The organism is Blastococcus sp. MG754426 (assembly GCF_021699055.1).
In the GTDB taxonomy this organism is placed as follows: domain Bacteria; phylum Actinomycetota; class Actinomycetes; order Mycobacteriales; family Geodermatophilaceae; genus Blastococcus.
In genome coordinates, this window is the sequence record NZ_SSXC01000048.1 from 1 (window position 1) to 22,652 (window position 22,652).

Here is a 22,652-nt window from a genome sequence, read left to right on the forward strand (position 1 = left end):
TGAAGCGCCCCAGGTTTCGTGCCGCTCTCATACGGGCTGCTCCTGCGGGATGAGGGCAGCGTAGTGGGCCTCCTCGGCCTCGTTCGGGGTGATCATTCCGAGGGTGCCGTGCAGACGTCGGTTGTTCCACCAGTCGACCCAGCCGGCAGTGGCGTACTCCACGTCGGAGACGGCCTTGTAGGGCCCGGCGTGGAAGACGGTGGTGCGGACGCACTCGGTCTTGAACAGGCCGATCACGCTCTCCATCAGCGCGTTGTCGTAGGCATCGCCGACCGAGCCGATCGAGGGCGCGATGCCTTCCAGGGCCAGGTGCTCGGTGAACCGCAGCGCGGTGTACTGACTGCCGGCGTCGCTGTGACTGATCAACTGGCCCGGCTCGACGGCCCGGTCCTCGCGGGAGCGCTGCCAGATCGCCATCCGCAGCGGCGTCATCACCAGGTCGGTCGTCTTCGTCGTGGCCGCGTGCCAGGCCACGATCTTCTGCGCGAAGACGTCGGCGATGAACGCAACGTAGGCGAACCCGGCCCAGGTACGCACATAGGTGAAGTCCGACACCCAGACCCGGTTGGGCGCCGGCGCGGTGAAGTTCCGATCCAGCAGGTCACCGGCCCGGGTCCCGTCCTTGCCCGGCACCGTCGTGCGCAGCGTCTTGCCCCGGCGCACCCCGGCCAGCCCGAGGGTGCGCATCGCCCGGTCCACCGCGCCGGCGCTGGCTTGCGGCAGGGCAGTGCGGCGCAGGTGGGCGGTCATCTTCCGCCGCCCGTACAGCCCCTCGGGGGCCAGCCGGCGCACGCCGTCCGGACTGGTGGCCCAGGCGGCATCGCGCACCGCGTCCTGCACCTGGGCGTCGGTGACGATGCGGTCGGCGACCGGCCGGGATGGCCGTCTCCACTCTCGGTAGGTCCGCGCGGCGACCTGACAGCCCTGCTCACGCAGGACTCGGCAGATCGACTCGACCGCACGGCCTTGAGCCACTTGATCGGCGATGAACGCCATAATCAGCGGTTGCGGGGGTCGAGCTCCCCGGCGAAGAAAACCGTCGCCGCCTTGAGGATCTCGTTGTCCTCGCGCAGCCGCCGGTTCTCGGCCTTGAGTCGCTTGATCTCCGCTGACTCCTCCGACGTGGTCCCCGGCCGGGCCCCGTCGTCGATCTCGGCCTGGGCCACCCAGCGGCGCACCGACTCCCGGGCCACCCCCAGCTGGCGGGCCACCGCCACCGCCGCGGCCGTGGTCGAGGAGTACTCGCCCCGGTGCTCACGCACCAGCCGCACCGCCGTTGGGCTGGCTGACGACCGTGAACAGCGGTGCGGGTGCCGAGTCGCCGATCCGCACCGCGGAGATCTGGACGCCGAAGAAGCGGGTGCCTTCCTGCGTGTGGGTGTTGAGCCAGTCGAGTGCGGCCCGGTGCTCCTGCCTGAACTCCGGTGCCACCCAGACGATGTTGCTCACCTCATCCACACCAGCGGCGTAGGTGAGCAGCTGCCCGAGGTGGCTGTGGTCCGTCTTCTGGAGCTGGTTCTCGACGATCACGGTCTCGCCCGTGCTGATGTCGTGGCCCAGCAGATCCAGGTAGAAGTCGCCGATCGGGTGCTCGTTCACGGTGAGCTCGAGGTCCATGCCGAGGGCGTCACCGAGCCGATCGGCGTTCTCCAGCAACCACGGGGTGAAGACGTACGCCTCGTGGGACCAGACCTCGGTCACCGGGACCGTCTCGAGCTTCCCCAGCAGCGGCACGTGGGTCACCGTGCGAACCTCAGCAATCAATTCAGAACAAGAGCGCCGGATCCTGCATCGGAGATGTTCGATGGAGCATCTCTCGATGGGGAGGGCCCGCACAGTCGTTGGGCGGCAGCCACGATGGCGGCGCGCAGGTCGGAGCGCTTCAACAGGTCGAGAGGTACCCCGGGCCGCTTCTTGAACTCGGCTCGGGTGATGGCATCGGTCGCCAGCGGGAGGCCCGCGGCCGAGAGATCTTCCAGGAAGCGACCCAGAGCTTCGGGGTCGGCTCCGCGCGCCCACTGGAAGTTGCACGAGAGCGATGTGGGGAACCCGCAGTACACGCTGAACGGAGCGATCTCGGCTCCGGAGGCTGCGGTGCCCCAGAGCGAGTAGCTCGGGTAGGTGCCCGAGCCGCCGTGTCGGACACGGAAGCCGTGAGTCGCAAGGTCGTCGACAAACGACACGACCGCGTCCGCAAGTCCAGGATCGCGCTCCCGCAACCAGGCATCGACGTCCGTGTGGTTCCACCGGACGGTGCTGGCTGTGCTGCGGCGCGCGTTCTTGTCTTCGGCTGACTCCGAGCCGTACACGGTCGGGATGAGGATCTCGGTGTCGCTGTGCACGGCGTGGCGAAGCTCGATGGCCAGCAGGCGCATCCCCGCTGTGGTGTGCGTGTTGAGGTAGCGGACGATTCGTCGGAGATCCGTACTGATCGAGTCGACCGCCAGCACCAACGTGAAGACGCCGGCTTCGAGATTCATCTCGAAGGCGCGGCGTGCGTCATCCGGTTGGCCGTCGAAGAGAACGTCGAGGGACGGACCGCCGCGCGACTGCCACAGTTCCTCGAACATCTTCGGAGTGAGCTCAGCGAGACGTGCTGCGTAATCGAGGATCTGCCCGACGATGGTCCGGCGGATGTCCGCGTCAGTCGCCAGCTTGCATTCGACGATGGTGATGGTGCCGTCGCTGTCGATGACGACGAGGTCGGCCCGACCCACGCTGGTAACCAGTTCGCGGACCGCGATCGCCTCGGAGCTGATGCCTTCGATGAGGCTCGGCTGCTCGCACAGGATCTGCTGCAGTTCAGCTTCGTTGACGTACCCGTAGCTGTTGGGCTCGGTCCACCTACCACCGTGGTCCCGGACGCGGATCTCGACAGCGCTGCGCGGTGAAGCCACGGTGGCACTGTCGCACGGCTCTGAGACGACGCTGGCGAGGTTGACCGGAGGCGCGCCGGTCGTGGCGGCCGTCGAGGAGCTGTCGACGCTGCGGACGTCCTGCCCGGACCGTCCCGCCGACGGACCACATGTGCAGGGCTTGTCGACGCCGCAGAGCTGGGGCGATGACGGCCATGAACGGCGATCCGTCCCTGGCAGCAACGGCACATTGCGCGCTGGTTCGACGGCTCTCATTGGCGTGTCCGCGACACCCGGGCTCGTATCCATGACAGTCGAGGGGTGATCCGAACTCCGATCGAGCTCTCCCGGTTGCTGTCCATCGTCGACGACCCGCGGGCGACCGAAGACCTCCGCAAGTACTTCCAGCCCACGCGCGCCCCGGGGACGATGCCGCGCTACTCCGGCAGTCGCTTCGAGTTCTTGGCGGGTGGCGGCGACCGGCCCGAGACGGCTGATCGGATCACTGTCGACGATCTCGTGGCGGTGACCCTCCTGTCGGTCGACGTGCCCGGTGACGTGGCGCTGCAGCTGCTGGAAGGCGACCTAGGGCGCGACATCAGCCGGCATCTTCAGCGCATCCCCACCGACGTGGCGATCAGCGATCGCACTGCCGCCCAGCACTTCGCCAGTCACTCGCACGCAAGGGTTGCTTGGGATCTGCTGGAGGAGCCGCACGGCATGGGCTGGGTGATTACAGGCAAGTTGCTGGCCCGGAAGCGGCCCCAGCTGCTCCCGGTGTACGACCGGGTGGTCCGTTGTGCCTTCGGGCGGCCCGACGGGTTGTGGAATTGGCTGCTTGCGATGTTCGCGGATGACGGCGCCCGGCTGACCGACCGTCTTGAGGCGGCACGTGACGCGGCAGGTGTGTCGCCCGAGGTGTCTGCGCTCCGGGTGCTGGACGTGATTTTCTGGATGCGCCACCGACCCGTTCATCTGACGAATGGGTGCGCCGGTCTGGTCTGAAGGTTCGCGGCTTGACCGCAGCAGCTTGAGATGTTCAGCCGGGCCAGCCGAGGAGGTGGTGGGCGTGCCGCCCGGCGAACCACCGACCGGTCGTCCTGGACCGCCGGTAGGCGCCGAGATAGCCCACCGGCTTCACGGTGACGTGGACCTGCCAGGACCGGCCGTCGGGACGCTGCGGCAGCTCGTTGCCCCAGCGAGCCAGACGGGCGTACCAGCCGGCGTAGGTGTCCAGCACGAGGCTGGCTTCCCGCTGACCGCTCGTGGGCGAGGGGTGCAGCAAGGTCCCGGTGACTCCGTGGTCGTCGAGTCCCGGACCAAGAAGGTGGTCGAGGACGTGGCCCAGGTGCAGTGGGTCAGCGCCGCCGCCGAGCGTGCGATGCCACTCCGGCAGGACCCGCACCGGCTCGGTCGCCGCTGGTGTTGCCACAACGGATCCTGTCCGCTTGGCGATCTCGCGCGCGTGCATTCTTGGGCATGGGGACGTCTGCGCCCAGGCGGTCAGAGCGAGTGCGTGCTCTCCCCACCAGCGGTCCAGAAGCATCAATTGGGGGGTGTCTGTCGGGCGTCCGGCGGCGAGCCAGCGCTGCACACCGAGGTCGGGCTGCGTCCAGCCGAGGACCCCGTAGGTCAGCGTGGTGAGCGGTGCCCAGAAGGCGATCGCCTCGGCCAATGGGTCCGAGCGCCCGCCGGGCTGCCACGGTGCGGGCGGTGGCGACCAAGGGCCGTCCGGGTCGTTGAGCGCCTGGATTAGTGTCGGAAGTCCCCAGATCCACGGTCCACTGTCGCCGATCAATCTGGGCGAAACGGGATCAGGCCCCCAGGACATACGTGCCTCCCTCAGGCTGCTTGTTGCCTTCCGCGGTCATCAGGGCGCTGACGGCGCAGCCCAGCGCGTCGGAGATCGAGTGACCGGGCAGCCGGTTCGCGACCACGTCGCGGACGCTCGTGTAGTACCAGAGCAGCTCGTCGCGGCTCGCGTTGAACGTCGTCCAGAAGTCCTGCCCGTACCGGCGGACGTCGGCGGCGATGCAGAGCCCGTTGTGCGTCTTGTCCGCCGCCGTGACGAGCAGCGCGTCGAGCGGCTTGGCGCCGAGACCGGCCACGTACGGGCGCTTTCGCGCGGCCCACGTCCCGCTCCGGTTGCCGTCGGCGTGCAGGCCGTCCGAGCAGGCCCGGACGATGTCAGCTACCGCGCCTCCGAACCGCGACCGGATCTCGGCCAGCACGGCGCCGCCCTGGCCGGCGGGCGCGTCCTCCACGGCGTCGTGCAGCAGCGCGGCGATCGCCTGGTCCTCGGTGCCGCCGTGCTCGAGCACCAGCGCGCTGACACTCATCAGGTGCGTCATGTAGGGCACACGCGAGCCCTTGCGCAGCTGCTCGCGGTGGTGCCGCGACGCGTAGAGCAGGGCCTCGTCGAAGCGCTCGCTCAACGGCCCGCTCCCCATCGCGCGGCGGTCATCCAAGGTCGTGGTCATTCAGTTCTTCCCCGTCTTGATGGCGGCGACGACCGCCTCGACGTCGGCCGGCTCTGTCGTCGTCCGCGAGGCCGCGCGCATGGCGGCCCACTGGCTGTACTCGTCGTCGCCCTTGGCGTCCCAGCCGGGCTCCCACGCCCAGTAACGGACGACGTTCACGGTTTGAGCTTCAGGTGCGCGGGTGACCGTGGCACAGTCCTCGCCACCGAGCCGCAGTTCCAGCGTCTCTTCCTGCGGTGCGGTGGTCGACCGGGTCAGCGAACTGTGCACGACGCTGGGAGCGGCACCGAGCACGGCGAGCAGCAGCGGGTCGGAGCCCACCCGGTCACCGCTGGCGCCGAACCACTGCAGCCGCACGTGGGTGGTCCCGTCGCGCACCTCCTGCGACAGCACCCGGTACTGCCCGCCGGTGACCAGCTCCTGCTCGTCGTCCTTGATGCTTGAGTGCTGCCACGCCGGGACAGCGGGGAAGTCGCCCACCAGTTCGAACAGGAACCGCGTGCCGAAGCCGGCGGCGACGTCGGGGGAGAGGGAGACGCCCCAGAGCGGCATGTTGATGCGTCCGGTCGCCAGGCGTTTCTCGATCTGGGGGTCCTCGTTGGGCTTGGACTTGATCCCCCGACCGGCGAACGTGCCGGCGGGTACCCCGACGGCGGTGGACCAGCCGTTCGCGTCCCGGTGTGGTGCATCGTTGACCGCCCGCAGCAGTGCGAGGCCGGCCGCCAGCACCTCGGGCGTCGTCCGTGCCTGCTCGTCGTAGTCGGTGATGAACCCCGCGTGGAAGTAGTGGCGCACGCCGCTGAGCACGCGAGCCGCGGCGCGCACCGGCGACGAGCCCACGTTCTTACCGCCCTGCCACAACCTGCACGCCTCGGCGAGGGCGTCGTCCGGCACCGGCGGCTGGACGACGGGGCGGTGCCACGCCAGGTTCCTGGCCTGGAGCACTTCGAGCACCCGCACCGCGGCCGACACCTCGCGGACGACCAACTCGACCGCCTCGTCGGTGGTGGTCGCCCGAGCCGCCGTCGTGCCCTGCGCGCCGACTGAGGTGAAGCCGTCGTCGGGAGCCGGGAGGTGCACGGCGCCGTCGTCCTGCAGGTCGACCCACTGGTTGTAGTAGGTGGACGGGTGCTTGCTGCTGATCATCACCTGCAGTGGGTGCAGCGCCGCCTGTTCGACGCGGATGGCGACGTCCTCGTCATCCCAGGCAGCGACGGACTCGGCCACTCGGCGGCGCACCTCGTCGTACTGCACGCCGCTCATCCGCAGACCGGGCATGCGCCGGCGGGGGACAGCGCATACCAGTGCTCCGGGCAGATCTGAGGCGCCTTTTCCGACTGCTTGGCGTGCCCGCCTAGCGTTGAAGCCGGCCCCGCGGCCTTCCACGTCACGGCTTCGACAGCTAGGTCCATGACAGCTGTGGCGTGGTTCGCCAGCAGTTCGTCGCTGAGCTGGAGGTACGTCGTCGGGCCCTTCTCCTCCTGCTTGGCCCCAGGGAACCGGGCGACGACCTCTGCGGCGCGCTCGGGCGGTAAGCCGATCGAGATCCGGTTGCGGTGGGCGTACACAGCGATAGCGCCGGACAGCGACGGGCGCAGGCTGACGTAGGTGCCGGTGCGATCGGACTCTATGGCGGTCCGGGCCGCCAGAGCTTCGGCCAGGCTCCGGACCGGGGGAGTGGCGGCCAGGTCGTCCAGGTGCGCCTGCAGGGTGCTCATTGCGAACCTCCGTCGTCGTGGGACCGCGCGGAGAGGCGCTGCAGCGCGGTGGTGAAGCTGTCGTTCCAGAGGCCGAGGTGCGGCCAGCGCTCGGCGACGTGCGCCGTCGCCTCCTCGACCGACATCCCCTTTTCCCGCACCAGCCAGCCGCGCAGCACCAGGCCGGTGCGCGAGGCGCCGCCGTGGCAGTGCACCAGGAGCCGGTGTCCCTCCGCCTGCAGTGCCTTCATGTCGTCCAGGACGTCGGCGAGCATGACGTCGAGGTCGGCGTTGTGGTCGTTGTCGGCGATGTAGGCCATCCGGTGCACCGGGTGCGGGAACGGCTCGCCCAGCCGGCACAGCGAGATGACGGCGAAGTCTCCGTCGCTGTAGCGCGCGCCGTCGAGGTTGCCGGCCCAGATGCCGGGCAGGACCTCCGTCGGCCCGATGCGGGGGATCACCCCGGGGTCGTAGTTCTGTTGCACCCCACCGTCGAGCGTGGCCGCGAGCTGCTGCAGGTCGGCCAGCCGCCAGACCTTGTCGCCGTGGCCGGGTACCCGACCGTGCACCACTGACGCCCAACGACTCGGAATGGCGCCCATCCCGAAGACCGCCCCGGCCAGCCCGCCGGCGACGCACGCCACCGTGTCGGTGTCGCCACCTAAATCGATGGCCAGCCGCAGCGCCTCGGCGAAGTCGCGGCCGTTCCGCAGCGCCCACACCGCCTGCCCGAGCGTCGGCCACACCGCGCCGTTGGACTCCGTGGCCCGGTCCGGCGTCCAGTCCGGGGCGAGCACGGTCGCCCACCGCTCCTGGTGCTCGTCGGCGACCGCCTCCAGCGCCGAGGGGATCGCCGCAAGCGGGTCGCCGCCGTCGAGGGCCGCGCGCATCAGCTCGTGGAAGATCGCGCACCCTTCGCCGGTGGACGGGTCGCCATGGGTCAGCGCGGAGATCCGCCGCGCGGCGTCCATCGTCGCCTCGCGTCCGTCGCGCGAGAACCGGATCGCAGCTGGCGTCGTCCGCATCAGCGAGCCGTTGCCCGCAGCGCGGCCGGTCCGATGGAAGTGCTCTGTGGCGGCGACGTCCCACGGCCGGTTGGAGTCGAGGACGGTGCGGGTCTGGATGCCGACGTCCTTCGGATCCGCCGCTGCCCAGGCGCGGAAGCGGTCGAAGAGGTCCGCCTCGTCCAGGTTGCCGAGGTCGGCCAGGGACGATGCTACGAGCAGCGCCATCTGCGTGTCGTCGGTGAACTCGCCCGGCTCCCACGGGCCGCTGCCGCACATCTCGGTGCGGGCGCCGCGGGCGGGGGAGGGGAAGCGCGCCGAAAACCGGCCGGGCGGGCCGAACTCGAACGGGGCACCGAGGGCGTCGCCGACGGCCGAGCCGACCAGCGCGCCGGCGACGCGGTGGGAGCGGTGCATGGGCGTGGTCATGGACTCTCCTCCGTACGAGTTAGCGCATCCACGCGCTAACCCCAAGTTAGACGAGACCTGCGCTAACGTCAACGACGTGTACCGCGACAGCTCCGGCAGGGCGCTGACCGACTACCCCCAGCCGTCGGTCGCCGTCGACACCGCCGTCCTCACCGTGCCGGACGAGGACACGCGGCTGTTCGTTCTGCTGGTCCGACGCTCGGTAGAGGGCGAAGGGTCGGAGTGGTTGCTGCCCGGCACCTTCCTGCATGAGATGGAGACGCTCGCGAGGGCGGTCGGGCGATCGCTGCGCGAGAAGGCCGGGCTGACGCCGGACGTCACCCCTCGCCAACTGCACGTGTTCGACCACCCCGACCGCGACTGGCGGGGCCGGGTCCTCTCCGTGGCGCACGTGGCTGCGTTGCCGTGGCGGGAGATCGAGCCGGTGCTGGCGACGGGTGGGGGAGCAGTGTGCGTGCGCCCGGTGGACGAGGTCCGGGGGCTGCCTTTCGACCACGACGAGATCGTGGGCCGAGCGGTTGCCGACATGCGCCGGCAGTACCTCGAGCGCCCCGACCCGGACGGCTTGCTCGACGAGCCGTTCACGATCCGCGACCTGCACCGCCTGCACGAGGCCGTGGAAGGCGGGCTGGGGTTCTCCCCGGACACCTTCCGCCGGGCCATGCTCCCGCGGCTGAAGGAGACGAGGCGCCGATCCGAGGGCACCGTCGGCAAGCCGGCGCAGCTCTACGTCCGCCGCTGACCTGCGCGAGTTTGTCGGACGTGCGTGCGACAGTGCGTCGCCGCCCCTCACGCTGCGCAGCAGGTGGGGCGTCTCTCGTCGTCCAGTCAACAGAAAGCACCGTGCGCATCGGCACCTACAACCTCCGGCTCTGCCCGACGTCCTCCTCCGCACGCGGGCAGGCGATCGCCGACTGGATGAAGAGCCAGGACGTCGATGTCTGGCTGCTCACCGAGGTGCATCGGGACTGGACGCCGGGTGACGGGCGCTTCGTCGTCGCACCTGAGCGGGGGATCGCGCCGGCGGAGAAGCGGTGGTCTGGTGTTGAGACGCGCCTGCCGCTGGGTGACCTGCGGACGTCGGGCGACCCCTCCCACGCGGGGGAGGAGGGGCTGACGCTCGCCCGGCTGGAGCTGGACAGGGCGTCGTCCGTCCTGGTGGCGTGTTCGGTGCTGCCGTGGAAGGGAGCCGGCCCGTACTGGCCGGGACTCCCATCCGGTCAGGCGGCGGAGTTCCGCCATGTCCTCGACCACCACGTCGCCCGCATCTCGGCCGAACGCCTCGAGGGAGAGCCGCTCGTCTGGGGCGGGGACTTCAACCAGCAGCTGACTCCGCCGTACTGGTTCACCACAGCTGAGGGCGCCGAGGCCCTGCGAGCCGCGTTCGACGAGCTGGGGCTCGTGCCGCTGACCGAGCGTGCCGAGCACCTGAACGGCACTTCGCACGCCATCGACCACCTGGCCGTCAGTCGTGACCTCCTGGCCGGCGAGCAGATCGCTTCGGTGCACCGCCCGGAGTACGACGGCGGACACCTGAGCGACCACGCCGCCTACACGGCGGAGGTCGGCGTCCACGGGGGAACGTCCGTGAGCGCGGCGAGCGAGCCGCTGTACCGCACCGCAACCGGTGGGCGCCTGCACATCCGGAGCTGCCCGCACCTCAGCGACTCGCAGGTGCTCGAGGCGACGGTCACCGACGGCGAGATGTGCGCCTGGTGCGACAAGGAACTTCGCGGCGAGGGCCGGCGCTATTTCAGCTCGCTCGCCGACGCCTTGCCCGAGTTCGGTGCCCCGCGGGGCAACTGGCCGCTGATCACCCAGCACCTGGCCGGGGTCGATCACGATCAGGTGTGGATCGTCGCGAGTGGGACCTACATCGCCCTGGGCCGCAACGGTCGCGCCGTGGCGTGGTCGGGCAAGACCTACGTCAACCCGTCCGCCGACGAGCTCATCGAACTGCCGGACTACCGGGACGTCACGGGCAGGAGCGCCGCCGCCGTCCACGACACCTGGGGCGAGTTGTGCCCGGTCCACTTCATCCAGCGGCCGCGCAGCGGACGCTGCGAGAGCTGCGACGACTGAGGAGCCCGTAGCCGTCCGGCCGACGGCGATCAGCTCATGCGGGTGCTCGGAGTCAGGTACCTGCGCTGGAAGGAGCGGATCCAGTCCGCGGAGGTGACGGCAGCCATCACCGCCGTCAACTCTTCCAGGGTCCGGCGCTCGTAGGTGAGCGCATCCCTCAGGAGACTCCGGTAGCGGACGTCGACGGCGTTGACCGCCTCGTTGATCGCCGGAGCGAGCAGCACGAACCGGGATCGGGCAACCGGTCCGTCGCCTCTGGTCATCGACAACGCCAGCAGGTGGTCGAACCAGATCTGGCGCAGGGGGAGCGCCCGCAACGCAGGCTCATCCGGATCGCGGAAGACACCGGAAGCTGCTGCCACCGCCGAGTAGCGAGGGCTGTCCGGCGACCCCGGGTCCTGCGACAGGTCTTCGTGGTACTTGACCTCGATGCCCACGCACGTCGCGGTTCCTGTCCTGTCGCGGCAGAGCCATGCCACGTCGAAGGCTGAGCGGTTGCCGAGAAACTGCGGGTCGGCACGCCCGGGTGACCACTCGAACCGGATGGACTCCACCGACTCGATCAGATCTGGCCACAGGGCCCGACCGACGACCGCGGCCAGGTCGAGGTCCTGCTGGAGCTCGGCGAATAGGTTGAACGCCAGGGGCTGCGACGACAGCATGTTGTCGTAGATGCGGGGTGCGCTGATCAACGCGCCAGGGTCTTCCCTCGCCGCCGCCACCGCGCGGGCGACTGCCGGGGTCAGGAAGTTGTTGGTCGTGTCGCCGGCGGGGAGCCGGGAGCCGAGACGTCGCTGACCGGCCAAACCCGCCGGCTGACCGAGCTGCTCCCGCCACTTCGCCTGACGAAGTCGCAGCTCGGACTGCCACGGGGCATCCTTCGCCACGAGGACGTCCGCGGCCTTGAGCACTTCTCTGCTGGGGAACATCCGGTCAGCGTGCCGCGTCGCAGGTCGGCCTGCAGCCTTCCCGAAAGGCGTATCGGAGATCTCGCGGGCGACGTGCTCGCCGTGTCAGGGGTCGCAGTCCAAGGTCGCGCCGCGCACCGCACTCGACCCGGGAGTCCGTGAAGCCAGCGATCGCGGTCGTCGCCCGATCGGGTGCTGCCTCGGCCGAGGGCCCTCATCAGGTGCGGCGCTGTCAGGGGTGCATCACCATCGGGCGCAGGCAGAGAGGGAACGGCCGAGGTCGCGTCACGGACACGAGCTCCGCCGACTCATGGCGGCGCAGGGTTCCCCTCGGGACGCCGGTCGGTCGCCGGACGTGCGAGCCGCGGCCGCTACTCGAACGCTACTTCGTAGGTGGCCCGGTACTTCAGCGTGCTCGTGCTGGCGCTGAGGGCGCTCGCGCCCACGGTCAGGAATTTCGGCACCTTGAGTTGTGCCGCCGCCTGCAACTGGCGCGACGATTCACGGGACAGGTCGACGGTGTACTTCCGGGAGTGCAGCTGGTTGCTGGAAGCTCGCGCGTCCACCAGGGAACGCATCTGGGGCTCGGACGTGAGTCGGTGCTTCTCCAGAAGTGCTTCGGCTGCCTCGATGTCTGTCGCGCCACCGACGTAACGGTCGTCCAGCCTCATCGAAGCGGCGAGTGCCTCGGCGGTCTTCTTCTCGACGTGGCCCTTACCGGTGACCCCGCGAGCGGATCCCGTGAGGTCGACCCGGGCCTCGCCCTTGTCGCTCTGCGTCTCCACCACCTCGAGGTGGACGTGCCGTGCGCCCAGGAGCTGGCACAGTTTCGTGAAGATCAGGTGCTTGCGTTCGGCCGCGCGTTGCTGCGCTTCGTCAGCGGTTTCGTAGCTGTCCGGGTCATATGGCATCTGAACCAGGACGTTGCCTGCCACCAGCAGCCCCGCGTGGTCGAGGCCGGCGATCAGCGGGTCCTGCAGCTGCTCGTCCGTCGGCGAGTCCGACACCAGCCAGAGTCCGGGCGTACGGAGCAGTTCTGCCCCATCGTCGTCGTAGCTGCACCGGTCGAGACCGGCCCGGTTCAGCACCATGACGAGCTTGCGAGCGCCCTCGCGCGGCGTGGTCATCGCTCGATCCTTCCCATGGGCTGTCCGGGTGCGCGAGGGGAGAGACACCCCTGCCGCCCGGCGGCGACGAGGCCTCGCAGGCGAAGGCCGAGGTCCGCTGGCGGAGGAAGGAGCGCGACGCCGTGATCGGCGATATTCTCCCGGATGGCGGTGAGCCGGTCCTCGGCCTCCCCGGAGCTCACCGAACCAAGCACGAGGCTGGCCAGCACCTGCCGGCCGTGCGAGTCCGTGTAGTTCGCTCGCCGAACCTCCATGACGACGTCGTGCAGACCCTGCAGGCCATCGAGGACGTAGAGGGCGGTGCCGTCGGACCAGCCGTAACGGCGGCCGTCGACCGTGACGTTCGAGAGCGCCCGGACCAAGTCCTGGCGCTCAGCGTCCTCCTCGACGGAGAGGGCGACGCCATTGAGCAGGAAAAGCGTGTCGGCTTCCTCGTCGGCCTGTACCCACGCGCCTTCGAGGAGGCTCATGCCAGCTTCGCGTTCAGTGCGGTGAGGAGACGGGCGGTGACATCCGCGCAACCTTCGTCGTCGGCGAGCGAGCCGGCGATCACGGTGCAACTCGGGCCCAGTTCCCGGACAGCCGCGCGGACCGCCGGTGCCGTACGCGCTACCCGTTCGGCGTCCGCGGCCAGCTCTAATCCGATGCCCTGGCGGAACGGCTCGTGGCAGTCCATGTGTGTCACCACGAGAGCGGTGTGGCAGTCGTCCTTGAGCTCGCCGAGTTGCTTCCAGTCGCGCAGTTGCCCGGCGTCGCGGCGTACTCGAGCCATGTAGGCCTCATCGGCTGCTTCGGCGTAGCTGACGAGGTACACGAGGAAGTCGGCGACGACCGCCTGGTCGTGCCATGCCCGGATCGCCTCCGGTTCGCCGCTCGCGTCCAGGACGACCTTGACCTTGAGCTTCAACCCGGCGAGCGCCAGATCCGCTGTCGGTTCGATGCGCTGGATCCCGCCGGTGGCCACCAGCTCCTCTGGGACGACTCCGTGCGCCAGGTACTCCGACAGCGTGGTCTTGCCGCTGACGACGGGACCCATGATGAGGAACGTCTTCTTGGGCAGCCCTGGCCACAGAGTGGCGACTGCTGTAGCAGCCGCGCCCAGGACGCCGAGGCCTGCCAGGGCAGCGGCTATCGCGATCAGAGGGAGAGGCACTGCGGCAGGTTATAGGCGCCGGGCGACGCATCCGGGACGACACCGCCATCTCGCCCCGTAGGGTGGGCGTCGCCGGCGTGCCCGTCCAAGTGAGCGAGGCGGCTGTCCGAAAGCTGGCCGAACATCTGCGAGGCGTGGTTGCAGCGCACCGCACCGCACCGGGCCGGCGATCGCGAGCATCCGGCCGCCTCAGTCTGCGTAGAGACGCTCGAGCGGGGAGCTCGTGACTCCGTCAGCGGGCCTGCACGAGCAGCGGCTGGGCGACCTCGCCGATCGAACCGCGTTCGTCCGACAGTTCGCCGTGGCACAGCCCGATGCCGTCGGCGGCGATCCGCGTGCGGCAAGCCAGGTGTACCCACTCGCCGTCCGGCTCGCGGGTCAGGTGGGTGGTCATGCCCGGCGGGATGGACCACCAGCTGTCGATGGGCAGCTCCACGGAGATGCCGTTGGCGGCGTCGGCGGCGATGAGCGCGCGGTCGAGGCCGGTGAGCGGCAGGCCGGCGACCAGCGGGACGCGCACCCGGGTCCAGACGTCGGCCGGCCCGGGCTCCTCCGGCGACCCGGCGGTGTAGCGCCAGTCGATGGCCTGCCCGAAGCCCCAGTCGGGAAGGCCGAACAGGACCTGCGGCGAGGAGTCGGGCACGGCCGGAGGCGGGCTGAGCTCGGTGACCACCGGCGGGGTGGGCCCGGTGGCGAGCGACCAGACGCGGGCGACGGCGACCGTGCGGCCGTCGACGGTCATGACCGCCTCGGTCAGGTCGATCCGTCGTCCCGGGCGGACGGGGGACACCTCGACGGCGAGCTCGCGGCGGGGGATGGCGCCGAAGAAGTCGACGCTGATCCGTGCCGGACGGGTGGGCGTCCCCGTCGCCCGGGCGGCGTCGGTGGCGAGGTGGGCCAGCAGCGCGGACGGCGGTCCACCGTGCTGGGCGCTGTGGTCCCAGGGGCTCTCGGTCGCCCGGGTGGGCGCGAACCGGTTGTCGCCCAGCGGCAGGTAGAAGGCCTCGATCTCCATGCCCGGCAGTGTGGCGGAGGCGGTTCCAGGGGGACCGGGCGGACGTGCCGTCGCCTGATCGGGTGGCGCTGCGGCGGATGCCTGGGCGGGCGCCCGGTTGCTGTCGGTGGCGCCTGTCATGGTCCGCCCTGCCGTCACGGGGACGGTGCGGACCAGGGAGTGGCATGGGCGGATCAGTCGGTGTGCAGGCGGGGCGGGTGTGCCCCGGGTGCGGGCGGGAGGACTCTGTCCCTCTCGTCTACGGGCTGCCGGGAGGTGACCTCTTCGAGCAGGCGGAGCACGGGCAGGTCGCGCTCGGTGGCTGCCTGGTGATGGACGAGCAGCCGGCCTTCGTCTGCCGCAGCTGCGACCTGGCGTGGGGGAGCGAGTCCGATCCCACCGCCGACGAGGCCGAGCTGGCCGGCCTGCTCGACGTGGAGCACCCCGTGCTCATCCGAGCACTGGGTACCGGGTGGCGGCGCGAGGACGCGGCCGACGGTCAGGACGGCGTGCGGTGGTTCGTCAGCGGCGAGCCAGCGCAGCTCGCTATCGGCGTCCAGGGGCCGTGGTTCGTCCTGGCTCGGCCGCTCACCTCCTGGGGTCAGCACCGTCCCGGTCCGCTGATGGGTGAAGAGCCGCGGCTGACCCGCGACGACGTCCTGCACCAGCCGCACCTCGTCGCCGAGATGGCCGAGGCCATCGCCTCCCACCGGCGCCGGTCCTTCCGCTGGTGCCGCACCTGCCGCCGGTCCACCGCGCCGGAAGCGTTCGTCACCGCAGAGGGGTCCTGCGCGACCTGCGTCCAGACCTTCATCGATCCCTGATCCCCGCCTGTCGCCAGGGCCTCGCCCGTCGGGAGTAGGCAGCCCGGCGTCGGCCTCCTCCGGGCCGGCGGAGGTTCCGATGGGAGGACGTCAGGCCAGCGGCGAGCGCGGGGGATCGACAGTGCGGAACGGTGCAGGACCGGGCCGGGTGCCGTCCGGTCTCCGGACGTCGCCCACCGGCCGGGTGCCGCAGTGGGTGCTCGACGAGGCGAGCGGTCGGGCATCCACCCCGGAGCCCTGGCGCTCCTGGTCACCCGCTTCGTCGTCCATGCGACCGGCTCGGCGTCGCGGCCGCCGTCTGGCCTACCTGGTCGCCGTCCTGGCGGGGGCGGGAGTCCTCTGCGCCGTGGTGCTCGACCCCCGCGGGCTCGGAGGGGTGGTCGGCGACGCCAGGCCGGCGAACTGGCCGACGCCTGGCTTCGAGGCTGCTGATGCGCCGCTCGGTACACCCGTGCCGGCACCGAGTCCCGGTGGCACCCACCTCTTCCTCGGGGTGCAGGACGACGGCGAGCGACCCGTGGCTTACGACCCCTGCCGACCGGTCCACTACGTCATCCGCCCCGACCATGCGCCGCCCGGGGGAGACGCGCTGGTCCACGAGGCCTTCGCCCGGGTCTCCGACGTCACCGGTCTGCAGTTCGTCTTCGACGGCGCCACCGACGAGTCGGCGTGGGAGGACCGCCCGAGCTTCCAGCCCGACCGCTACGGGGACCGCTGGGTGCCCGTGCTCGTGTCGTGGCAGACCGAAGCCGAGAACCCGGAGCTGGCCGGCCGTGTCGCCGGGCTCGCCGGCAGCGCCATCGTCGAGCCGCCCGGCGGCCCGCGGGTGTTCGTCACCGGCGTCGTCGGACTCGACGCGGCCGCTTTCGGAGACATGCTCGCCGATCCGGCTGGGGTCGCGGGTGCGCGTGCCGTCGTCCTCCACGAGCTCGCCCACCTCGTCGGACTCGCACACGTCGCGGACCCCGGGCAGCTGATGTACCCGACGACCAGCACGGTGCTCGACTTCAACGCCGGTGACCTGACCGGCCTGTCCCAGCTCGGGGGAGGGGAGTGCGTCCCGAACGTGTGAGCGGACTGCTGGGGCAGCGTCGGACGGATACGGATGGGTTCTGCGGGGAGAAACTCGGCGTCCGGTTGGACGGACATGTCGGTGTGGCATGTCACGCTGCCGGGACGATCCAACCCAGCCAGCCACGGGGGCACGGCATGACGACGTCCGCGGTGCGCGCATGACGGCGCGCGTCTTCCCGAGCAGTCCGGTCTTCGAGTCGCACGCCGAGCGGCTCTTCGCCGAGGCGCTGCGCGACCAGCTGCCCGACGACGCCGTCATGGTCTGCGGCCAGCGGTTCAGCGACCGACGGGAGGACCGCGAGGCCGACGTCATCGTCGCCTGGCCGGGCTTCGGGATCGCCGTCGTTGAGGTCAAGGGCGGCAGCGTCCACCTCCGCGGAGGTGAGTGGCGGCAGGTCGGCGGCGGGCTCGACAAGCAGATCCGCCCCGTCGAGCAGGCGCTGCGCTGCAAGTACCTCCTGCGCGACTACCTGCGTCGGGACCGCCGCTGGACCGCCGGCGACCCGCGGATGGTCCACCTGGTCGCCCTGCCGGCGACAACGCTGCCGGACGACTTCGCCGCCCCCGACGCACCCCGCTGGATGGTGCTGGACAAGACGGACCTGCCGCAGGCCGCGGCCCGGGTGGCGAGCGCGCTGCGGCAGTGCGAGAGCGACGTCGAGCCGCCGACGGCCGAGGACGTCGAGGCGTTCGTCGACTGCCTGGCCGGGGTCGGCATCCCGCAGCAGGACCTGCTCGCGACGTTGCACGAGCGCGAGGCCGAGTGCGACCTGCTCACCCGCGATCAGGCGCGCGTCCTCGACTGGCTGCGCTCCAACCGGCGGGTCGAGGTGCGCGGCGGGGCCGGCTCGGGGAAGACCTGGCTCGCGCTGGAGAAGGCCCGCCGGCTGACGCTCGAGGGGGAGCGGGTCGCGGTGATGTGCTACTCCCGCGGCCTGGCCGAGTACCTCCGCCGCCGGGTCGAGACGTGGAAGCCGAAGGAGCGCCCGGCCTACGTCGGAACGTTCCACGGGCTGGGCATCGACTGGGGCGTCACCCCGGGATCGGACGACGACAGCGGCTACTGGGAGGAGTACCTCCCCGAGCGCATGGTAAAGCTCGCCGGCGCGCTGTCCGTGGCCGACCGCTTCGACGCGATCGTCATCGACGAGGCGCAGGACTTCGCCGAGAGCTGGTGGCCGGCCGTCCTGGCCGCGCTGCGCACTCCGGAGGGCGGCTGCCTCTACGTGTTCGCCGACGAGGGGCAGCGGGTCTTCGCGCGCCAGGGCCGCCCACCGGTCGCGCTGACCCCCTTCGACCTGGACGAGAACCTGCGCAACACCAAGCAGATCGCGGGCACGTTCGGCAGCCTGACCACCAGCCAGATGCGCTACCGCGGTGGCGACGGCGTCCCGGTGCGCTTCGTCCAGTGCGACACCGACGACGCCATCGGCGCGGCGGACGACGAGGCGGCCGCGCTCCTGGACGCCGGGTGGCCGGCCGAGTCGGTGGCGCTGCTGACCACCTACCGGCGGCACCCCGTCCAGGCGGAGCGCCAGACCGCCGGGCAGGACGCCTACTGGGACTCCTTCTGGGCCGACGACGACCTGTTCTACGGGCACGTGCTCGGCTTCAAGGGGCTGGAGCGGCCGGCGGTCGTCCTTGCGGTCAACGGCTTCCGGGACGAGGAGCGCGCCCGCGAGATGCTGTACGTCGGGCTGTCCCGCGCCCGCGACCTGCTCGTGGTCTGCGGCGACCTGGAGCTGATCCGGCGGGTGGGCGGCCCGGCCGTCGCCCAGCGGCTCGCGCAGTCCGCCGGCTCGGCGCCGACCGGCTGAGGGGGAGCCATGGAGTTCGTTCTCGAGGGTGTCCCGTACTCGCTGGACGCGGAGGCCGTGCGGACGGCGCTGCGCGAGGCCGCTCCTGACGACCTCCGCACGCACTGGGTCGACGTCGACGGAACGCGCTGGCCGCCGAAGCAGGTCCTCGCCCTGGCCGCCGGGGTGGACCGGTCGGCGTTCACGTCCCACCGGGCGCTGGACGTCCTCGGCCGGCTCGGCTTCCGGACCAGTCCGTGGAGGGGTGGCCCGCCCGGATCCGAGGCGACGCCGACGACGCCGGCACAGGCTCCGCCTCTCGCGCGGCCGGGGAGGCCCGTCGGCGTCTCTGCGATGGCCGATCCAGGCGCCGACGTCGTCCTCGTCGGCTGCTCCGGCTCCAAGGCGACCGGCCCGGCGCCCGCGGCCGAGCTCTTCACCGGGGCCGCGTTCCGGAAGGCGCGAGATCTCGCCGTCCGGTCCGGCCGACCCTGGTACGTCCTCAGCGCCAAGTTCGGCCTTCTCCACCCCGAGGAGGTCGTCGCGCCCTACGACGTCTACCTGCCGAAGCAGTCCGCCCGGTACCGCAGCGCCTGGGCCGAGTGGGTGGTGGCACAGCTCGGTGAACAGCACGACCTCCACGGCCTGACCGTGGAGGCGCACGCGGGCAGCGCCTACTGCGAGCCCCTCGTCGGCCCGCTCGCCCGGGCGGGTGGAACGCTGGTCCAGCCGCTCGCCGGGCTGCGGCAGGGAGAGCGACTGGCCTGGTACGGCGGCCCGGCACAGCACCCCGACGAACCCCTGCCCGCCGCTCCCGGCGTCCCGGACGTGGCCTGGCTGCTGGACGAGGGCAACGCCGTGCCTCCGGGCGAGTTCCTCGCCGCCGGCCGGGCGGCGTCCGACCAGCCGGGGCTCTACAGCTGGTGGGCCGACGCGCAGGGCGCCGAGGAGATCTCCGCCGGGCTCGGTCACCGCGTGCCACCCGGGCTGATCTACGCCGGCCGGGCGGGTGGCATCCGCCCGAACGGCGTCAGCTCGACCAACACGCTCTGGGGCCGGGTGGCCACCATGCACCTGGGCGGCAACCGCAACTTCTCGACATTCCGCCTGACGCTGGCCGCCTGCCTGTCCCGCCCCGGCGACCAGCTGATCGCCGAGGACAAGCTCACGGCCTGGATGCACACGCACCTGCGCGTGGCGACGCTGCCGCTGCCCGCGGACCAGGTGACGGCGGGCGAGGCGCGCCTCCTGGAGCTCACCGACGCCCCGCTGAACCTGCGCGACGTCCCACGGACGCCGTCGCGGAAGGCGTTGAGCGCCCTTCGTTCGGCGATCAGGGGCCGATAGGCACGAGCCCCGGGCAATGCGCGGTCACGGCGGTGCGCACTTCGCCACCCCGCTCCGGATGAACGCGGAACATGGCAAGTGCAACGCTCAGGCAGCGCCTTCGTCCTGCCACCGGGCCCATTCGGCAGTGGCCTTGCCGGCCGTGACGGCGTGCTCCCACTTCCTGCTCGCCTGGAGCCACAGCAGGATGTCGTGCAGTCTCAGCCGGGTCAGGGCGACGTCCTCCGCGCCGTCCACCAGCCGGGCGAAGGCTTCCTCGATGGCGTCGAACTGCTCCCTGTTCGCAGTGAGCTCCCGGTGGACGACGCCCCACAGGCTGACGTCGTCGTCGGTGTGCTCCCGCAGGCGCGGGGCGGTCACGTTGTCGGTGAGCGGGAACAGCTCCGGCCGCTTGTGGTGCAGCAGCTTGTGCGTGAGGGCGGTCTTGATCCCCGTGGTCGCCGCGCACTCGCGCCAGGCGTCGGCCAGCGCCGCTCCCGTGGTCCCCGGCGGGGGAGTGCGTCCCACCTCGACCTCGTCGAGGTCCCAGAACGACCGGCCTTCCGCACGGTGGATCGCCGTCCGGACGTGCGGCCATGCCCGGTCGGCTGCGTGCTTCAACGCCGTGATCGCGTTCTGGTCCATCTTCCCGTTGATGCCGTCCACCACGAGGACATCCAGCCACGCGAACTCGTCGTCGTCCGATGGCGGCACGCAGTCGTAGACCCGGTAGGCGTAAGCCCGCACGCTGACGGTGATCCCCTCCGGGTGGCTGGGCGTCCAGGCGATCCGCAGGTGGCGCTGGGCTCGCGCGTACCCCAGGACGGCGGCCAGCGCCTCGCCCCACTCGATGGGGTCGGCGGCCACGCTCGGCAGCCGGAACGACGTCTCCATGTGTCTCCCCCGTTCGCAGGCCGTCCGCGACGCCCCGGGGCACGGTTGCGGCGAGCAGCGACAACATCGCGAGCTGCGCGTGAGCGGCCTGTGCCCGGGACCGGTGACGATGCTCCTGGGACTCGTGCAACCCCGGGGATGAAACGCCACGCATACGGATTCGGGTGGGGTCGTTCCGTCGCTGGCGCATGACACGGTCCGTCGGTCATCGCTCGACCGCGCTGCCGGAACCTCGGCACGACGGCGGTCGGCCACGCACGATCACGGGGAACCACATGTCGCAGCCTCCGTACGGACCGCCTCCTCAGGGGCCGGACCACCACGGCTACCCGCAGTACGTCCAGCCCGCCTACGGCGCGGGGCAGGCGCCGCCCCCTCCGCCGGGTGCCTGGTCCCCGGGCCAGCCGCCGTACCCGCCGCACGGCGGAGTGCCCACGACACGGACTCCGCTGTACAAGCGACCCTGGGTCATGGTGCTCGCCGGGGTCGTCGTGGTGGGCGCGATCGGCTCGGCGCTCGGTGGGGACGACGGGGAGGCGTCGACCGCCGCGGCTGCGACGACGACGGTCACCGCGACCGTCCCCGCCGAGCCCGAGCCCGAGCCCGAGCCCGAGACCCCGGTGGCGGTCGCTCCCGCGCCGGAGACCGCGGCACCCCCGACGGAGACGGTGCCGGCTGCTCCCGTCGTCGACTTCACGATGCCCGACTTCGTCGGCATGGACCTGCAGTCGGCGCAGAACCTGCTGCAGACGAACAACGTCTGGCTCAGCCTCTCGCACGACCTGCTGGGAAGCCGCAACCAGATGGTCGACTCGAACTGGCTCGTCTGCGATCAGAACATCCCCGCGGGCCAGCGGGTCACGGGTGAGGTCGAGGGTCACATCGACTTCGGCGTCGTGAAGCGCGGGGAGTTCTGTCCCTGATCGATCCGGTGGTCCCGTCGCCACGGCGGCCGGTGAGCCGAGAGCTCACCGGCCGCCGCGGTCTGACGGAGCGCGGCGTCGTCCTCGTCCCCTTCGCTTCGAGGGCCGCGCTGCTGTACTCGGCGGACGAGCTGGAGCTGCGCCGCTTGTCGGATGCTCATCCGGACCAGCTGATGCGATAGTGATGCGAGTGCTGTTAATCTGCATGCATGCCGGTGTCCATGACGATCCGCGACGTCCCCGACGACGCCAGGGATGAGTTGGCGGCGCGAGCGGCCCGAGCCGGCCAGTCGCTGCAGGAGTACCTGCGTGGGCAGCTGGTGGCGCTCGCGCGGCGGCCCAGCCCCGAGGCCCTGTGGGACCGTGTGCAGCACCGGGTCATGGCAACCGGAAGCCGGCTGTCCGGTGACGCGATCCTCGACCTGCGCGACGCCGACCGCAGGTGACCATCGTGGTCGACGCCTCGACCGTCGTCGCCGCGCTGGTCGACGGCGGACGGGATGGCTCGTGGGCGCGCGGAGGGCTGCGGAACGAGGACCTCGCGGCGCCGCACCACCTGTATGTCGAGGTGTCGAACGTCCTCCGGCGAGCCGTCCTCGCCGGCCGACTCGGCGCGGACGTGGGCGCGCTGGCGCACCGCGACCTCGTCGAGCTGCCGGTAGCCAGCTTCCCGTTCGAGCCGCTGGCCGACCGTGTCTGGGAACTGCACCCTGGGGTCACCGCGTACGACGCCGCTTACGTGGCGCTGGCCGAGGCACTCGACGCGCCGCTGTGGACCCTCGACCGGCGCCTCGCCGCCGCGCCTGGTCCGCGGTGCTCTTTCCAACTGCCCCAGCCGTGACGAGAGCCGGCTGACCACGGTGATGCGGCCACGGACAGCTGGTACGTCTCCGGAAGCTCGGGGCGCCTCGCTGCGGGCATCACAGCCATGGCCGCGGGCGGAGGGAACTCGTCGAGCGATACCTGCGTGGTGAGCCGAAGTCGTCGAGCCCGACCCGGGCCGACGGTCGACCTGCTCCGGCGCCGTCCCCCGACGGCCTTCGCTCCGGGCATGTGCGCCTTCCGGGCGGCTCGGTCCACTCCCGG

General features: G+C 71.1%; 24 protein-coding genes. 10 read left to right on the forward strand and 14 right to left on the reverse strand.

Annotated elements, in window-relative coordinates; genetic code table 11:
- Nucleotides 1-27: 27 nt before the first annotated feature.
- From E9549_RS15125 to E9549_RS15135, 3 genes are all read right to left on the reverse strand, one after another.
- Nucleotides 28-1,271 (reverse strand): IS3 family transposase gene (locus E9549_RS15125; RefSeq protein WP_236827374.1). Its coding sequence is split into 2 segments (ribosomal slippage): nt 28-1,037 and nt 1,037-1,271, totalling 1,245 coding nucleotides; the frame shifts between segments, so codons are not numbered across the junction.
- Nucleotides 1,255-1,743 (reverse strand): hypothetical protein, encoded by a 489-nt coding sequence (locus E9549_RS15130; RefSeq protein WP_236827375.1) that lies wholly within the window; start codon nt 1,741-1,743, stop codon nt 1,255-1,257. The genes E9549_RS15125 and E9549_RS15130 overlap by 17 nt, the downstream gene beginning before the upstream one ends.
- A 17-nt stretch (nt 1,744-1,760) precedes the next feature.
- The gene (locus E9549_RS15135; protein ID WP_236827376.1) at nt 1,761-2,897 is read right to left on the reverse strand and encodes a hypothetical protein; all 1,137 of its coding nucleotides are present in this window, start codon (nt 2,895-2,897) and stop codon (nt 1,761-1,763) included.
- 279 nt (nt 2,898-3,176) lie between these two features.
- Between E9549_RS15135 and E9549_RS15140 the strand changes: the two genes are divergently transcribed.
- A complete protein-coding gene (locus E9549_RS15140) occupies nt 3,177-3,860 on the forward strand; it encodes a DUF6308 family protein (RefSeq protein WP_236827377.1) in 684 nt (227 codons plus the stop codon).
- A 34-nt stretch (nt 3,861-3,894) separates the two neighbouring features.
- Here E9549_RS15140 and E9549_RS15145 read toward each other — a convergent pair whose 3' ends face one another.
- The 5 genes from E9549_RS15145 to E9549_RS15165 all read right to left on the reverse strand — a co-directional run bounded on the left by E9549_RS15145 (nt 3,895) and on the right by E9549_RS15165 (nt 8,465).
- Entirely contained in the window at nt 3,895-4,530 is a 636-nt protein-coding gene (locus E9549_RS15145) for a hypothetical protein (RefSeq protein WP_236827378.1), read from the reverse strand.
- A gap of 139 nt (nt 4,531-4,669) precedes the next feature.
- Entirely contained in the window at nt 4,670-5,335 is a 666-nt protein-coding gene (locus tag E9549_RS15150) for an HD domain-containing protein (RefSeq protein ID WP_236827379.1), read from the reverse strand.
- Nucleotides 5,336-6,598 carry a hypothetical protein gene (locus E9549_RS15155; RefSeq protein ID WP_236827380.1) on the reverse strand — a complete coding sequence of 421 codons (1,263 nt, stop codon included), beginning with the start codon at nt 6,596-6,598 and terminating at the stop codon, nt 5,336-5,338. It lies immediately after the preceding gene.
- Complete coding sequence (locus E9549_RS15160) at nt 6,595-7,053, reverse strand: hypothetical protein (RefSeq protein ID WP_236827381.1); 459 nt, start codon at nt 7,051-7,053, stop codon at nt 6,595-6,597. The genes E9549_RS15155 and E9549_RS15160 overlap by 4 nt, the downstream gene beginning before the upstream one ends.
- A complete protein-coding gene (locus E9549_RS15165) occupies nt 7,050-8,465 on the reverse strand; it encodes an ADP-ribosylglycohydrolase family protein (RefSeq protein WP_236827382.1) in 1,416 nt (471 codons plus the stop codon). Before E9549_RS15165 ends, E9549_RS15160 begins: the two co-directional genes overlap by 4 nt.
- Before the next feature lie 76 nt (nt 8,466-8,541).
- Between E9549_RS15165 and E9549_RS15170 the strand changes: the two genes are divergently transcribed.
- Both E9549_RS15170 and E9549_RS15175 read left to right on the forward strand, forming a co-directional pair.
- Nucleotides 8,542-9,207, forward strand: coding sequence for an NUDIX domain-containing protein (locus E9549_RS15170; RefSeq protein ID WP_236827383.1), 666 nt, complete (start codon nt 8,542-8,544; stop codon nt 9,205-9,207).
- 101 nt (nt 9,208-9,308) lie between these two features.
- Nucleotides 9,309-10,547: an endonuclease/exonuclease/phosphatase family protein gene (locus E9549_RS15175; RefSeq protein WP_236827384.1), complete on the forward strand. Its 1,239-nt coding sequence runs from the start codon at nt 9,309-9,311 to the stop codon at nt 10,545-10,547.
- 29 nt (nt 10,548-10,576) lie between these two features.
- On the opposite strand, the gene E9549_RS15180 is transcribed toward E9549_RS15175, so the two are convergent.
- From E9549_RS15180 to E9549_RS15200, 5 genes are all read right to left on the reverse strand, one after another.
- Nucleotides 10,577-11,476, reverse strand: a complete 900-nt coding sequence (locus tag E9549_RS15180; protein WP_236827385.1) for a hypothetical protein — start codon at nt 11,474-11,476, stop codon at nt 10,577-10,579.
- 350 nt (nt 11,477-11,826) lie between these two features.
- A complete protein-coding gene (locus tag E9549_RS15185; RefSeq protein WP_236827386.1) occupies nt 11,827-12,582 on the reverse strand; it encodes a hypothetical protein in 756 nt (251 codons plus the stop codon).
- On the reverse strand, nt 12,579-13,052 hold the full coding sequence (locus tag E9549_RS15190) for a hypothetical protein (RefSeq protein WP_236827387.1): 474 nt from the start codon (nt 13,050-13,052) through the stop codon (nt 12,579-12,581). Before E9549_RS15190 ends, E9549_RS15185 begins: the two co-directional genes overlap by 4 nt.
- Complete coding sequence (locus E9549_RS15195; RefSeq protein WP_236827388.1) at nt 13,049-13,618, reverse strand: hypothetical protein; 570 nt, start codon at nt 13,616-13,618, stop codon at nt 13,049-13,051. The genes E9549_RS15190 and E9549_RS15195 overlap by 4 nt, the downstream gene beginning before the upstream one ends.
- Nucleotides 13,619-13,967: 349 nt before the next feature.
- The gene (locus E9549_RS15200; RefSeq protein WP_236827389.1) at nt 13,968-14,750 is read right to left on the reverse strand and encodes a thioesterase family protein; all 783 of its coding nucleotides are present in this window, start codon (nt 14,748-14,750) and stop codon (nt 13,968-13,970) included.
- A gap of 164 nt (nt 14,751-14,914) precedes the next feature.
- Between E9549_RS15200 and E9549_RS15205 the strand changes: the two genes are divergently transcribed.
- The 4 genes from E9549_RS15205 (at nt 14,915) to E9549_RS15220 (ending at nt 19,770) form a co-directional block, all read left to right on the forward strand.
- Nucleotides 14,915-15,553 carry a hypothetical protein gene (locus E9549_RS15205; protein ID WP_236827390.1) on the forward strand — a complete coding sequence of 213 codons (639 nt, stop codon included), beginning with the start codon at nt 14,915-14,917 and terminating at the stop codon, nt 15,551-15,553.
- Nucleotides 15,554-16,004: 451 nt separating this feature from the next.
- A complete protein-coding gene (locus E9549_RS24240) occupies nt 16,005-16,625 on the forward strand; it encodes a matrixin family metalloprotease (RefSeq protein ID WP_236827391.1) in 621 nt (206 codons plus the stop codon).
- Between the two features lie 160 nt (nt 16,626-16,785).
- Nucleotides 16,786-18,444, forward strand: a complete 1,659-nt coding sequence (locus E9549_RS15215) for a nuclease-related domain-containing DEAD/DEAH box helicase (protein ID WP_236827392.1) — start codon at nt 16,786-16,788, stop codon at nt 18,442-18,444.
- A gap of 9 nt (nt 18,445-18,453) precedes the next feature.
- A complete protein-coding gene (locus E9549_RS15220; RefSeq protein WP_236827393.1) occupies nt 18,454-19,770 on the forward strand; it encodes a DUF6884 domain-containing protein in 1,317 nt (438 codons plus the stop codon).
- Between the two features lie 87 nt (nt 19,771-19,857).
- On the opposite strand, the gene E9549_RS15225 is transcribed toward E9549_RS15220, so the two are convergent.
- On the reverse strand, nt 19,858-20,643 hold the full coding sequence (locus E9549_RS15225) for a DUF6308 family protein (protein ID WP_236827394.1): 786 nt from the start codon (nt 20,641-20,643) through the stop codon (nt 19,858-19,860).
- A gap of 470 nt (nt 20,644-21,113) precedes the next feature.
- On the opposite strand from E9549_RS15225, the gene E9549_RS15230 reads away from it, so the two are divergent.
- The 3 genes from E9549_RS15230 to E9549_RS15240 all read left to right on the forward strand — a co-directional run bounded on the left by E9549_RS15230 (nt 21,114) and on the right by E9549_RS15240 (nt 22,407).
- Nucleotides 21,114-21,566 carry a PASTA domain-containing protein gene (locus tag E9549_RS15230; RefSeq protein WP_236827395.1) on the forward strand — a complete coding sequence of 151 codons (453 nt, stop codon included), beginning with the start codon at nt 21,114-21,116 and terminating at the stop codon, nt 21,564-21,566.
- Between the two features lie 221 nt (nt 21,567-21,787).
- Nucleotides 21,788-22,012, forward strand: a complete 225-nt coding sequence (locus E9549_RS15235; protein WP_236827396.1) for a hypothetical protein — start codon at nt 21,788-21,790, stop codon at nt 22,010-22,012.
- A complete protein-coding gene (locus E9549_RS15240; RefSeq protein ID WP_236827397.1) occupies nt 22,009-22,407 on the forward strand; it encodes a type II toxin-antitoxin system VapC family toxin in 399 nt (132 codons plus the stop codon). Before E9549_RS15235 ends, E9549_RS15240 begins: the two co-directional genes overlap by 4 nt.
- Nucleotides 22,408-22,652 lie beyond the last annotated feature (245 nt).

Coding starts and splice junctions, on each gene's coding strand:
- E9549_RS15180 (WP_236827385.1), bottom strand. CDS start 11,476: ATGTTCCCCAGCAGAGAAGTGCTCAAGGCCGCGGACGTCCTCGTGGCG.
- E9549_RS15205 (WP_236827390.1), top strand. CDS start 14,915: ATGGGCGGATCAGTCGGTGTGCAGGCGGGGCGGGTGTGCCCCGGGTGC.
- E9549_RS15150 (WP_236827379.1), bottom strand. CDS start 5,335: ATGACCACGACCTTGGATGACCGCCGCGCGATGGGGAGCGGGCCGTTG.
- E9549_RS15235 (WP_236827396.1), top strand. CDS start 21,788: ATGACGATCCGCGACGTCCCCGACGACGCCAGGGATGAGTTGGCGGCG.
- E9549_RS15185 (WP_236827386.1), bottom strand. CDS start 12,582: ATGACCACGCCGCGCGAGGGCGCTCGCAAGCTCGTCATGGTGCTGAAC.
- E9549_RS15230 (WP_236827395.1), top strand. CDS start 21,114: ATGGTGCTCGCCGGGGTCGTCGTGGTGGGCGCGATCGGCTCGGCGCTC.
- E9549_RS15155 (WP_236827380.1), bottom strand. CDS start 6,598: ATGAGCGGCGTGCAGTACGACGAGGTGCGCCGCCGAGTGGCCGAGTCC.
- E9549_RS15165 (WP_236827382.1), bottom strand. CDS start 8,465: ATGACCACGCCCATGCACCGCTCCCACCGCGTCGCCGGCGCGCTGGTC.
- E9549_RS15220 (WP_236827393.1), top strand. CDS start 18,454: ATGGAGTTCGTTCTCGAGGGTGTCCCGTACTCGCTGGACGCGGAGGCC.
- E9549_RS15200 (WP_236827389.1), bottom strand. CDS start 14,750: ATGGAGATCGAGGCCTTCTACCTGCCGCTGGGCGACAACCGGTTCGCG.
- E9549_RS15160 (WP_236827381.1), bottom strand. CDS start 7,053: ATGAGCACCCTGCAGGCGCACCTGGACGACCTGGCCGCCACTCCCCCG.
- E9549_RS15195 (WP_236827388.1), bottom strand. CDS start 13,618: ATGGGTCCCGTCGTCAGCGGCAAGACCACGCTGTCGGAGTACCTGGCG.
- E9549_RS15190 (WP_236827387.1), bottom strand. CDS start 13,052: ATGAGCCTCCTCGAAGGCGCGTGGGTACAGGCCGACGAGGAAGCCGAC.
- E9549_RS15215 (WP_236827392.1), top strand. CDS start 16,786: ATGACGGCGCGCGTCTTCCCGAGCAGTCCGGTCTTCGAGTCGCACGCC.
- E9549_RS15225 (WP_236827394.1), bottom strand. CDS start 20,643: ATGGAGACGTCGTTCCGGCTGCCGAGCGTGGCCGCCGACCCCATCGAG.